This window comes from Sporosarcina sp. P33 (assembly GCF_002077155.1).
Lineage (GTDB): Bacteria > Bacillota > Bacilli > Bacillales_A > Planococcaceae > Sporosarcina.
In genome coordinates this window covers 3,172,660-3,184,672 of the sequence record NZ_CP015027.1, presented here as the reverse complement: position 1 = coordinate 3,184,672, position 12,013 = coordinate 3,172,660, and the positions used below count along the sequence as shown (strand labels likewise).

Sequence of the window (12,013 nt, the reverse complement as noted above, 5' to 3'; positions counted from 1 at the left end):
CCTGCACTTCGGAATAGCGTTCCCTGCAGTTCTGAGAGAGCTTTTTCAGCCAAGAAGCTCTTTTCTTCACACAGAATATGCAGGTACTCGTTCCTTCAACGTTTTTCGATATTTCTAAACGAATTATAGGAAAGTTCCATCGCTTTGTCAATCAGTCGCCTCTAGAAAGTCGAATGGTGACAAATCAGACATCCCGATCATAGGATCAATTGCAGTGAAATTATCCATCGTCAATTTTGCTGGGGATGCATCTTCCTGTTTCTTCGTTTCTTGTACGGACTCTTTTTTTGGATTCGCAGCAGTTTCAGATGGAACGGCTTTCGTTTCTTGCTGTCCTGCTGTCTCTCCTTCAATCCGTTCTTTCAGCGTGGTCTGCCGTTCTGTTTCGTCTGTGCGTGCAATACCTGCTTTGAACTCTTCTGCTTCACCGCATAAAATCAAAAAGTTTTTTGCACGTGTAATGCCTGTATAAAGCAGATTGCGCCGCAGCATTTTACGCTGGCTTCTGACGATCGGCATAACGACAATCGGGAATTCACTTCCCTGGGATTTATGGATAGAACAGCAATAGGCGAGCGTCAGCTGATTTAAGTCGCTGCGTTCATATTGCACTTCATTGCCGTCGTATGAAACGACCATAATGGCTTTTTTGTCAGTTGTTTCTTTAGCCAGCATGATAGCAACCACTTCGCCCATATCACCGTTAAAGACATTGCTCTCCGGCTGATTCACGAGCTGCAGCACTTTATCGCCGACACGGTAAGTGGTTTCGCCGAAGACCATTTCTTTTCTGCCTGATGCGGGCGGATTTATGATTTCCTGAATCATCTTGTTCAATCCGTCAATTCCCGCCGGTCCTTTGTACATCGGAGCAAGCACCTGGATATCTTTAATAGAATGACCTTTTGACACAGCGCTTTGGATAATCTGTTTAACAGCAGGTAAAATCTGTTCACTTGAAGCTTTTATGAAAGAACGGTCGGACGTTTTTTTAGTCACATCCATCGTCAATTCTTTTTGTTTAATCATATGTGCGAGTTCGATGATGGTGGAGCCTTCACTTTGACGGAAAATATCCGTCAGTTCGACGACAGGAATTTTACCGGACCGCATAAAATCATGCAGCACTTGTCCCGGTCCGACAGAAGGCAGCTGATCCTGGTCACCGACGAATAACAATTGGGCATCATTGCGGACTGCTTTTAGCAGCTGATGCATTAGCCACGTGTCCACCATGGACGTTTCATCAATAATGATGAGATTGCCTTCTACTTCCCGCTCGGTTTCTTCTTCATCTTCCTGGCCTGTAAAGCCGAGAAGACGATGAATGGTCATGGCAGGCAGCCCTGTAGATTCCGACATCCGTTTTGCCGCACGTCCTGTAGGAGCAGCTAAAATAATCGGGAACGGCTCCTTTTTACGTGCATACTCTTCTACATCCAGAGATATTCCATGCAATTCCGCGTACGCCTCGACCAGCCCTCTAATAACAGTTGTCTTCCCTGTCCCTGGCCCTCCTGTCAATACGAGAAGCGGAGAATGGAGAGCGCGTTCTATCGCTTCCACCTGTGTCTCGGCATACTCCACCTCAAGACGTTCTTCAATTTCACCAATTGCTTTTCTGATTTCAGATGCAGGGAACTGTTCGTCCACTTCATTTTCCAATATTTTATTCACTTTGGCAGCAATGCCAATTTCCGAATAATACAGAGACGGAAGGTACAGCCGCTGTATTTCAGCAGAAAGTGCGCCTTCTTCCACGAGCTCGATGACTGCCTGTGTAATGGCTTCGTACGAAATGCTATGCGGCTGACTCGCTTCAAGCAGCTGCTTTGCCTGCGGAAGAATTGCTTCTGATTCCACATACACATGCCCTGCTGAGTTCACTTCACTATGTACGCTGTAATAAACAGCTGCTTTAATACGCGCCGGGTGATCGCCTACAAGTCCCAGTTGCTGTGCAAGATCATCTGCACGCTGAAAGCCGATTCCTTCAATTTCTCTGATCAGCCGATAAGGGTTTTCGGTCAGTATCGTAATGGCATCGTCCTGATACGCCTGATAAATACGCATCGCCACTTGCGGACCGAAACCCCATTCATTCAGCTGGACCATCGTCCGTTCCAGTCCGAGGTTCTCCTGCAGCACAGAAACGAGGGTATCTTTTCTTTCTTCGCTCAAGCGGGGAACTTGATCGAGTACGCTGCGATCTTCCAGAATCTTCTGGATAACATTATTGCCGAGTATTTTCACGATATCACCGGCAGTTTTTTTACCGATGCCCGGAAACAGATCACCAGACAAGTAATGGATGAGACCCGCCTCGGTTGCTGGTAATTCTTTTGTAAATGTCTGGACATCAAATTGCTGTCCGTGCACGGGATGATTGACAAGACGCCCCGTGAATTTATAATCTTCTTCGGCTATCAAAGGAGGGAATGACCCCTTAATGACGATTTCTTTATCACGGTAATCAGTATTTGTGGATGTGATTTTCATTTTGACGATGGAAAACAGATTCGCCGTATTATGAAAAATCGTCACCACCGGTCTGCCGATTACATATTGTTCAGATTCATTCATCGGAAAAACCCCCTCCTTTCCTGCCGGTTCATTTTTCGCTCTGTTCACCAAGCTGAATCATATCGAATAAATAGCGGGCTTGTGTGTGCTCTGGCTCAATCGTGAAAGCCTTCTCCAGATGAGATAATGCGCTTGCTTTGTCTTCAGTCGACACAGCGTAAAGTACGCCGAGATTATAATGTGTGTCCGCATGGTCGGGCACACTTGCCAGAATGGATTCAAACACCGGCTTTGCTTCTTTGAACAATTCAAGCTTTGCCAATAAAATACCATAAGACAATCCAATCTCCGCGTCTTCTGGATTCAGTTCGGCAGCGCGCTGCAAATATGGCAGTGCTAAACGGTCACTGCCTCCCTGCTCAAGACTTTTACCAAGCATGAAATAGGCATCAGCAGATTCTAAACCGGTCTGCACCGCTTTCTCATACAATTTAGCGGCCTCTTCAAAGCGCTCCTGATTATAATAAAGATTTGCGAGTCCGTAAAATGCCGTTCCCGCGTTTTCATCGAGCGTCAGTGCCTTCTGAAAAAACGGCTCTGCCTGTTCAGCATCTCCAAGGGAAGCGAAAATATTTCCGATATTAATATAACCCGTTGCTTCTTCCGGATTTTCTTCCACGGCCTTTGTAAAAAGCTCAATCGCTTTTTCGTAATTTCCTGCCTGCATTTCTTTAATTGCTTCGTTATGAATCGACATGCTGCTGCCTCCTTATCCTACATACGTCAGTTTTTTGCCGTCCTTAAATACTTCATTGATCGTTCCGCCGCCAAGACACTCTTCGCCGTCATAGAGCACGACAGCCTGTCCCGGTGTAACTGCGCGAACAGGTTCGTCAAATGTGACGATTGCTTCATTGCCTGTCAGCTGCACAGTTACTTTTGTATCCGGCTGACGATAGCGGAATTTTGCTGTGCATGTGAAACGTTCCGGCAAATCTCTCGGTGAACAAATATTCATGTCGGTCGCCTGCAGGCTTGTCGAAAATAGTGCGTCATGATTGAAACCTTGTTCCACCAACAGAACATTACGCTCCAGATCTTTACCGACCGCAAACCATGGCTCGCCTGCTCCGCCGATTCCGAGACCGTGACGCTGGCCGATTGTATGGTACATGAGTCCGTCGTGCTTACCCATCACGACACCGTCCATTGTCTGCATTTCGCCTGGTTTAGCCGGCAAGTATTCGCCAAGGAATTCTTTGAAATTACGTTCGCCAATAAAGCAAATCCCGGTAGAATCCTTCTTTTTCGCTGTAGCAAGTCCGGCTTCTTCTGCGATTTCCCGGACTTTGTTTTTCTCCAAGTGACCGAGTGGGAACATCACTTGCTGAAGCTGTTCCTGTGTCAGCTGATTAAGGAAATAGGTCTGATCTTTGTTATTATCTACTCCGCGAAGCATAGCTGTGCCGTTTTCACGTTCGACAACCTGCGCGTAATGTCCGGTTGCCAAGTAATCGGCACCGAGACTCTTTGCATGCTCAAGAAATGCTTTGAACTTGATTTCTTTATTGCACATAACATCCGGATTTGGCGTGCGGCCCTTTTTGTATTCATCCAGAAAATACGTAAACACTTTATCCCAATATTGTTTCTCGAAATTGACGGAGTAATACGGAATGCCGATTTGATCACACACACTGCGCACGTCCTCAAAATCTTCTGTGGCAGTGCAATGTCCCGATTCGTCTGTATCATCCCAGTTTTTCATAAAGATTCCGATCACTTCATAGCCTTGCTGTTTTAGCAGCAGTGCCGCAACCGAAGAGTCCACTCCGCCTGACATTCCAATGACTACACGTGTATCGGCAGGTGCTTTTTTCGTTGTCATGTTTTTCATCCTTTACTGATTCATTTCACTAATCGTTTAACGACGTGTGCGATCCGTTCTGCGGCCTCTTCCACCGAAGACGGAGTAAGGCCGTAGCCGAAGCTGATGCGTATCGAATTTCTGGCATTCTCCGACTCGTTGCCGAACATTGCTGTTACAACATGCGACGGTTCAAAAGAGCCTGCTGTACAGGCAGAACCGCTTGAGACAGCGATGCCTTCCAAATCCAGACTCATTAAAAATGTTTCCACGTCGGTACCGGGAAACGATACATGATAAATATGTGATAATGACGGAACAGCAGCCGGAACGGTCGGTTGAAAATGCAAGCCGCGGCGTCCGAACACTTCCTCCATTTGTTGTTTATATGCTGAATACGTAATAGCGTGCTCTTGTTTTGACTGCTCGGCTATGGAAACCGCTTCTGCGAACGCGACAGCAGCCGGAACATTCTCTGTGCCTGCTCTGCGCTTTTTCTCCTGCGCTCCGCCGAGCACCTGACCTGCAAGCATTTTACCGTTGCGCTGATATAGGAATCCGATTCCTTTAGGACCATTCAGTTTATGGGCTGAGACGGACAGCAAATCCACTTGCATTTGCTCCACGTCCAGCTGACACGCGCCGTAAGCCTGCACCGCATCGGTATGGAACACCGCCTGATGCGAGGAAAGTATCTGGCCTATTTCAGCGATGGGCTGAATGGTGCCGACTTCATTATTGCCGTACATAACAGACACCAGAATCGTTTCATCTGTCAGCGCCTGCTGCACTTGTTGTGCTGTAATGAGCCCGTTGATGTCGGGCTGCAAATAAGTCACGTTATAGCCTTGTGACTCCAGTTGTTTACACGGGTTTAACACCGCATGATGTTCAATTTCAGTTGTAATGATATGGCGCCCGTGCATTTGCATCGACTGTGCAGTTCCGAAAATAGCCAAGTTATCTGCTTCCGTTCCGCCTGAAGTGAGAATAATTTCATTAGGCGATGCGTTAATAGAAGATGCCAGCGTTTTCCGCGCGTCCTCCAGCATTTTTTTCGCGTGTCTGCCGGCCTGATGTGTACTCGACGGATTGCCGTACGTATCATCCAGTACGTCAGTGAACCGTTCCAGTACAGCCGGATGCATAGGCGTCGTAGCGGCATGGTCTAAATAAATAACAGGTTTCATTAGAAAACTCCTTTAAATATAGAACATGTATTCATCCGCAGCGGAAGAATCATCAAATTCAATTAAATCTTTAATAGTTGTATGATCTAACACTCCTCGAATCGCGTCTCCGATCCGTTTCCACAATTCACGCTGCGGAATCTCGTCATCGTCTAATCCTTCGACTAACTGAATCGGACCTTCCAGCAGACGGATAATATCTCCTGCTGTAATCTCAGAAGGATCTTTCGCGAGTTTATAACCGCCGTAGGCACCGCGCACACTTTTCACCAGTCCGCTGTTGCGCAGCGGGGGAATCAGCTGCTCGAGGTATGCTTCAGAGAGATTTTGCTCTTCTGCGATCTTCCGCAGAGGTACAGGTCCTTCTCCATATTTCCGTCCTAATTCTACTATTACTGTAAGTCCGTATCGTCCTTTAGTAGATATTTTCATGTGGGCATCGTCCTTTACTAAAATTGCTGAAATCAGTATAGCATAATTGTATCACTGGTTCTTCCAAATGACTTCACTAATGTTTTACGTTATAATGAAAGAACAAACGTACGCAAGGAGGATATACATGCATAATGAACCTTTGGCCTTTCGCATGCGGCCCGGTACGATTGATGAAGTCATCGGACAGAACCACGTCATTGGCAGCCATACTCCCTTATATCGGATGATCAAGAACGGACATGTTCCGTCTCTTTTACTATACGGAGAACCGGGCATAGGCAAAACTTCTCTTGCCTATGCCATTGCAGGCACTTCAAAATTGCCGTTCATCGCGCTGAATGCCACGGTGGCGGGAAAGAAAGATGTCGAGGATGTCGTAAAAGAAGCGAGAATGACAGGAAAGGTACTGCTGTTTCTCGATGAAATTCACCGTTTCAATAAATTGCAGCAGGATACTTTGCTTCCGCACGTAGAAAGCGGATCGATTGTACTGATTGGAGCGACGACAGAAAATCCGTTCCACGATGTCAATCCAGCCATCCGATCCCGGTGCGGAGAGATTGTCCAGCTGAAACGGCTGCAGCCTGAGGACCTGCTTGAATTACTCGAACGGACCTTAAAGGACGAGAAAAAAGGACTGGGTAAGGAATCTATTCAAATCACAAAAGAGCAGCTCGAAAAAATTGCGGAAGGTGTGAATGGCGATGCCAGAAAAGCACTGACGTTTCTTGAATCATTGCTCGCAGCGAGTGATGAAGAAGACGGGGTAATCGTCGTGGAAGACGATTTGCTTTCTCAGCTGCTCACCCGCATCAGTCTGCTGGGCGATAAAAAAGGCTCGCACCATTTCAACTTATTATCCGCGCTTCAAAAAAGTGTGCGCGGCAGCGATGTCGATGCCGCATTGTATTATTTGGCGCAGCTGCTTGAGATTGGCGACTTGACAGCCGTTACAAGACGGATGCTTGTCATGAGCTATGAGGATATCGGCTTGGCGGCACCGGCGATCGGCAGCCATGTTCTGGCGGCTACAGACGCGGCTTTGCGGCTCGGGATGCCGGAAGCACGTATTCCGCTTTCCGTGGCAATAGTAGAAATGTGTCTGGCGTCGAAATCGAACTCGGCCTATAAAGCAATCGACGCCGCAACGAAAATGCTGCACGAAAAACCGACAGGAGAGATTCCTATGCATTTGCGGGACACACATTACGGAGGATCAGCTGCACTCGGGCATGGCGGCTACGTCTATCCGCACGCGACGCCCGTCGGCACATTCGGCGGCTGGACCGATCAGCAATACCTCCCTGATACGCTGGCGGATGCTGCGTTTTACACGCCGGTTGAAGCGGGGGAAGAAACGAGAATGGCTGCCATCCATAAGCGGCTGCAGTCGTTCAAATCTAAAAAAACTGCACGCTGACAGTATATTTGCAGATTTCATGTAAAACAGAAGTAATTCCATAAACAAAACTCCACACCTGCCGGACGGCAAATGTGGAGTTTTTTATTGAAACATCTTGGCATCTTTCGGAGTCTGGATGGCATCAATATCATTGAAATAACTGTACGTTGCATCCAGCTTTTGTTTATATCGGATATAATCCCGTTTAAAATAACTGGTTACATTTGCCGACATTTTCACTCCTGTTACAAACATCGTCTGATCATTGATTTTCAGCTCTATATCGAGTTTATCGATGACAGGAAACCCGCCGTGTGTATGGATAAATTGCTCCGGTTGTTCACTGTTCACAGAAACCAATTCCATCAGCTTGCGGTAGTCCGCCGGCGACAGCGAAAACTGCAGCGCATAGCCGTAATCGATTTTTTCCAGTTTCGCATCATCTGCGAATGGCTCAAGCAGCGACAAATCCATTACAGGGGATGCAAACGGAACCCAAACACCAAGCAGCTGAGCGCGCTGATCTTCGGTTATTTCTTGCCAGCCTTTTTTATCTTTTACCAGTCTTTCATGCATCGCCAGCTCATCGCCCTGGCGGAACAGCTTGATGTTTCTCGCTGTTTGCAAAGGCGCTTTCCAGACCACTTCCTCTGAAACCATCAGCGGATGCCGTTGAAAATCCGCCTGCACTTGAACGTTTTGGCTCGTGCGTTTCGGAGGATTGGACGTGACACTGCTCTCATCAAAACTGATACTTGTATGAACGGATTCGAGTTTACTCATCGCATGATCCGCTTTTTTCAAAACATCTTCCGCACTTGACGGCGCGGAAGATGTTTTTCCGCATCCTGTCATTGTAAATAGGATTACTGCCAGGAATAGAACGAAAAATCTTTTGTTCATCAGGAAACTCCCCTTCAATCAAAACTATTTACAGTGTACTTCACAGCCACGCAGTTGTCACGGACCATTCGATATCATTTGTGATGAAAATTAGTCAACAGCAACGACCCAGTTGAACGGATCTTCCACTTTACCTGTCTGAATACCTGTAATCGTATCGTATAGCTTCAATGAAAGCTCTCCGATTTCATTGTGATTGATTTCGCATTTTTTGCCTTCAAAGAACAGTTCGCCTATCGGAGAAATGACCGCGGCTGTACCTGTGCCGAACGCTTCTTCAAGCGTGCCTGCTTCATTTGCTTCGATGATTTCGTGAATAGATATTTTGCGCTCGGTAACAGGCATGTCCCATGATTCCAGTAATTCAATGACTGATTTACGTGTAATCCCTTCGAGAATGCTTCCATTGAGCGCAGGCGTAATAATTTCTCCGTTAATTTTGAAGAAAACGTTCATCGCTCCGACTTCTTCGATATAACAATGTTCTTTCGCATCGAGCCAAAGAACTTGAGAGTAACCGCCCGCTTCAGCCACTTCCTGCGCTTTCATGGCTCCTGCATAGTTTCCTGCTGTTTTCGCACTGCCGGTACCGCCCGCAGCCGCTCGGACGTACTGGGATTCCACTGCGATTTTCACGGGGTTCATACCTTCTTTATAATACGGACCGACCGGAGATAAAATGATCATCAGGCGGTACGTTTTGGAAGGCGCTACACCTAAATAGGGCTGCGTGGCAAAAATGAAGGGACGTACATACAGCGATGTTCCTTGTCTGTCAGGAATCCAGTTTTTATCGAGAGAAACCAATTGTTTTAATGCTTCCAGCACGAATTCTTCATCAAACATCGGCATGCATAATCTGTCATTGGATCGATTTAACCGTTTCATATTTTCTTCAGGACGGAACAGCACAACTTCTTTATCTTCGTTCAGATACGCTTTCAATCCTTCAAATACGGTTTGCCCGTAATGCAGGACGATAGCCGCCGGATCGAGCAAGAACGGCTCATACGGTTCAATGCGTGCGTCATGCCATCCCGTGCCGTCTGTATAATCCATTACAAACATATGATCTGTGAAAATCGTTCCGAAAGCGAGCGGGTCATTTGCCGCCGGTTTGTTTTTCGGCTGTGTCGTCTGATTGATTGTGATCTGTTTCTCGGTTGTCATAGTAAAACCTCCTGATAAGTTATCTGATTTGGCCCGTTCCGCGAATAACAAACTTGGAAGAAGTCAATGCTTCTAATCCCATCGGCCCTCTGGCATGAAGCTTTTGTGTACTGATGCCTATTTCTGCGCCGTAACCGAATTCAAACCCATCTGTGAAACGGGTGGATGCATTCACGTACACTGCCGCCGCATCTACACTGTTCAGGAATCGTTCTGCGTGCTCATCGTTCTGAGTAATGATTCCCTCTGAGTGTTTCGTGCTGTATTGCGCGATATGATCGAGCGCCTGCTGAACATTTTCCACACTTTTCATGCGCAGTGTCAAGTCCAGGAATTCACCGGACCAGTCATTCTGTTCGACAGCCTCGATGGACGGATCAAATGTGCGCACTGCAGCATCTCCCTGCAGCCGGACATTTTTTTCACGTAATGCACCAATTAATTTCTCTCCGTGCTCCGTCAGCCAGCTGCGGTCAATCAATACGGTTTCAATAGCGTTACAGACGGATGGGCGATGTGTTTTTGCATTGACGACAATGTCGATTGCCATTTGCTCATCCGCCGTTTCGTCGATGAATAAATGACAATTCCCTGCACCAGTCTCAATAACAGGCACCGTAGATTCACGAATGACTGTTTCAATTAGTTTTGCTCCCCCGCGAGGAATCAGCACATCCAAATAGTCAGTGAGCGTAAACAATTCTTTCGCTGTCTCACGGCTCGTATCTTCAATCAGCTGAACGGAATCGACTGGCAATGAACTCTTCTCAAGTCCGCGCTGAATAACGCGCCAAAGTGCGAGGTTAGAATATTTGGCTGACGAACTGCCGCGCAACACGACGGCGTTTCCTGTTTTCAATGCCAGTGAGGCCGCGTCAATTGTAACATTAGGACGCGCTTCATAGATCATTGCGATCACGCCGATCGGCACACGCTTCTTGACGATATGCAGGCCGTTGTCTTTCGTAATATCTTCAAGTGTCTCGCCGATCGGATCTTTCAGGTCAATCAGCAGACGGACGCCTTCCGCCATCGCTTCAATGCGGTCTGGAGTCAATAGAATCCGGTCAAGGACAGCCGATTCAATCCCTTTTTTGCGGCCTTCTTCTATATCTTTTTTGTTTTCCGCAAGCAGCTGTTCCTGTTCTTCCAGCAACTGATCCGCAATCAGCCGCAGCGCTTCGTTTTTCTCTTCTGTCGTTGCGATATTCAGTGCAACACTTGCTTCTTTAGCTGCTTTTCCTTTACGTCTGATTTCACTCATCTTCCATTCGCCCCTTTTTTATTGTAGTTGTACCCAGCGGTCTCTGTGAATGACTTCCAGCATTGGCTTGAAATCTTCCTGCTTGTCCCGTTCGGCAATTGTTTTCTTTAATTGCTCAGATGAGTAAGTCACTTCACCTTTGCCAATCAGACCATTGAGCCCGAATACTTCCACCACTTCACCGACCTCAAAACTCCCCTGCACTTTAAACACACCTGCCGGCAGCAGACTGCGGCCGTTATGCACGATGGCTTCTTCTGCACCTTTATCAACGTACAGACGTCCTGTAGATTCCGAATGAAGGGCAATCCACTGCCGGTTCGTGTTGATTGTAGTAGCGGCAGGACTGGAAATATACGTTCCGTCCCCGTGACCTTTTAAAATGTCGAGTAATTTTGTCTGACCATAGCCTGTCCCGATAAAGACCGGAACTGCCAGCGTATGTGCGGTTCTGGCAGCCAGAAGTTTGGAGCGCATTCCCCCTGTACCCACTTTAGAACCCGTTTCATCGGTTCCCCCGAGAAGTTCATCTGTAATTTCATCCAGCTTGGTCAAACGCACTGCATCCGGGTCGGTACGTGGGTTGCTCGTATAAATTCCGTTAACGTCTGTCAGTATTATTAATTGGTCTGCATGCAAAAAGCCGCTGACCAATGCAGACAGCATATCATTGTCGCCAAATGTCAGCTCATCAATCGAGACGGTGTCATTTTCATTGATGATCGGCATAATCCCGCGGTCCAGCAATTCTGACATCGCCGCAAACGCATTACGGTAGCGGTCACGATCCGCAAAATCCAGGCGTGTCAGCAAAATTTGAGCAGGCACAATTTTATGTGTGCTGAACCGTTCGATATACGACTGGATCAGCAGACTTTGCCCTACTGCTGCAGCCGCCTGCTTGCCTTTGATGGTCAGCGGACGGGAAGAATATCCGAGCCGCGCAAAACCCGCTGCCACAGCTCCTGAAGATACAACAATTACTTCATGACCGACGTTTTTCAGCATCGCCAGCGCGTCCACATGATCGTTAAATTTCACCTGATCAATTTCACCGTTATCATTCGTTAAAGAACTGCTGCCGATTTTTACTACTATCCTCTGTTTTTTCATCTACATTCGCCTGCCGTTTCTACTTGTTACTTCACTGTATGCAATTAAAAAAAGTCCAATCGTCCCGATATAATCAGGACGAAAGGACGTAACTTCCGCGGTGCCACCATCATTGGATCCATATACATGAATCCCGCTCTCCCCAT

10 protein-coding genes are annotated in these 12,013 nt (G+C 47.2%); 1 reads left to right on the top strand and 9 read right to left on the bottom strand.

Annotation, left to right across the window (positions count from 1 at the left end; translation table 11 throughout):
* Positions 1 to 147: 147 nt before the first annotated feature.
* From SporoP33_RS15550 to cymR, 5 genes are read right to left on the bottom strand one after another with little or no spacing between them, the layout of a single operon-like run.
* On the bottom strand, positions 148 to 2,583 hold the full coding sequence (locus SporoP33_RS15550; RefSeq protein ID WP_081244623.1) for an SF1B family DNA helicase RecD2: 2,436 nt from the start codon (positions 2,581 to 2,583) through the stop codon (positions 148 to 150).
* Between the two features lie 28 nt (positions 2,584 to 2,611).
* On the bottom strand, positions 2,612 to 3,280 hold the full coding sequence (locus SporoP33_RS15545; protein WP_081244621.1) for a tetratricopeptide repeat protein: 669 nt from the start codon (positions 3,278 to 3,280) through the stop codon (positions 2,612 to 2,614).
* 12 nt (positions 3,281 to 3,292) lie between these two features.
* Positions 3,293 to 4,411 carry a tRNA 2-thiouridine(34) synthase MnmA gene (mnmA, locus tag SporoP33_RS15540; protein ID WP_081244619.1) on the bottom strand — a complete coding sequence of 373 codons (1,119 nt, stop codon included), beginning with the start codon at positions 4,409 to 4,411 and terminating at the stop codon, positions 3,293 to 3,295.
* A 20-nt stretch (positions 4,412 to 4,431) separates the two neighbouring features.
* Positions 4,432 to 5,580: a cysteine desulfurase family protein gene (locus SporoP33_RS15535; RefSeq protein ID WP_081244617.1), complete on the bottom strand. Its 1,149-nt coding sequence runs from the start codon at positions 5,578 to 5,580 to the stop codon at positions 4,432 to 4,434.
* A 12-nt stretch (positions 5,581 to 5,592) separates the two neighbouring features.
* Positions 5,593 to 6,012 carry a cysteine metabolism transcriptional regulator CymR gene (gene cymR, locus SporoP33_RS15530; RefSeq protein WP_081244615.1) on the bottom strand — a complete coding sequence of 140 codons (420 nt, stop codon included), beginning with the start codon at positions 6,010 to 6,012 and terminating at the stop codon, positions 5,593 to 5,595.
* 127 nt (positions 6,013 to 6,139) lie between these two features.
* Between cymR and SporoP33_RS15525 the strand changes: the two genes are divergently transcribed.
* On the top strand, positions 6,140 to 7,435 hold the full coding sequence (locus SporoP33_RS15525; protein WP_081244614.1) for a replication-associated recombination protein A: 1,296 nt from the start codon (positions 6,140 to 6,142) through the stop codon (positions 7,433 to 7,435).
* Between the two features lie 84 nt (positions 7,436 to 7,519).
* Here the strand turns inward: SporoP33_RS15525 and SporoP33_RS15520 are convergent, their stop codons facing one another.
* The 4 genes from SporoP33_RS15520 to proB all read right to left on the bottom strand — a co-directional run bounded on the left by SporoP33_RS15520 (position 7,520) and on the right by proB (position 11,867).
* Positions 7,520 to 8,320, bottom strand: coding sequence for a DUF6612 family protein (locus SporoP33_RS15520; protein WP_081244612.1), 801 nt, complete (start codon positions 8,318 to 8,320; stop codon positions 7,520 to 7,522).
* Between the two features lie 90 nt (positions 8,321 to 8,410).
* On the bottom strand, positions 8,411 to 9,490 hold the full coding sequence (locus SporoP33_RS15515) for a branched-chain amino acid aminotransferase (RefSeq protein ID WP_081244611.1): 1,080 nt from the start codon (positions 9,488 to 9,490) through the stop codon (positions 8,411 to 8,413).
* A gap of 19 nt (positions 9,491 to 9,509) precedes the next feature.
* Positions 9,510 to 10,754 (bottom strand): glutamate-5-semialdehyde dehydrogenase, encoded by a 1,245-nt coding sequence (locus SporoP33_RS15510; RefSeq protein WP_081244609.1) that lies wholly within the window; start codon positions 10,752 to 10,754, stop codon positions 9,510 to 9,512.
* 18 nt (positions 10,755 to 10,772) lie between these two features.
* Positions 10,773 to 11,867: a glutamate 5-kinase gene (gene proB / locus SporoP33_RS15505; RefSeq protein WP_081244608.1), complete on the bottom strand. Its 1,095-nt coding sequence runs from the start codon at positions 11,865 to 11,867 to the stop codon at positions 10,773 to 10,775.
* Positions 11,868 to 12,013: the final 146 nt, after the last annotated feature.

Excerpts from the sequence above, each read along its gene's own strand:
- SporoP33_RS15550 (WP_081244623.1), bottom strand. The coding sequence starts at position 2,583 with ATGAATGAATCTGAACAATATGTAATCGGCAGACCGGTGGTGACGATT.
- SporoP33_RS15510 (WP_081244609.1), bottom strand. The coding sequence starts at position 10,754 with ATGAGTGAAATCAGACGTAAAGGAAAAGCAGCTAAAGAAGCAAGTGTT.
- SporoP33_RS15520 (WP_081244612.1), bottom strand. The coding sequence starts at position 8,320 with ATGAACAAAAGATTTTTCGTTCTATTCCTGGCAGTAATCCTATTTACA.
- SporoP33_RS15515 (WP_081244611.1), bottom strand. The coding sequence starts at position 9,490 with ATGACAACCGAGAAACAGATCACAATCAATCAGACGACACAGCCGAAA.
- proB (WP_081244608.1), bottom strand. The coding sequence starts at position 11,867 with ATGAAAAAACAGAGGATAGTAGTAAAAATCGGCAGCAGTTCTTTAACG.
- SporoP33_RS15545 (WP_081244621.1), bottom strand. The coding sequence starts at position 3,280 with ATGTCGATTCATAACGAAGCAATTAAAGAAATGCAGGCAGGAAATTAC.
- mnmA (WP_081244619.1), bottom strand. The coding sequence starts at position 4,411 with ATGACAACGAAAAAAGCACCTGCCGATACACGTGTAGTCATTGGAATG.
- SporoP33_RS15535 (WP_081244617.1), bottom strand. The coding sequence starts at position 5,580 with ATGAAACCTGTTATTTATTTAGACCATGCCGCTACGACGCCTATGCAT.
- cymR (WP_081244615.1), bottom strand. The coding sequence starts at position 6,012 with ATGAAAATATCTACTAAAGGACGATACGGACTTACAGTAATAGTAGAA.
- SporoP33_RS15525 (WP_081244614.1), top strand. The coding sequence starts at position 6,140 with ATGCATAATGAACCTTTGGCCTTTCGCATGCGGCCCGGTACGATTGAT.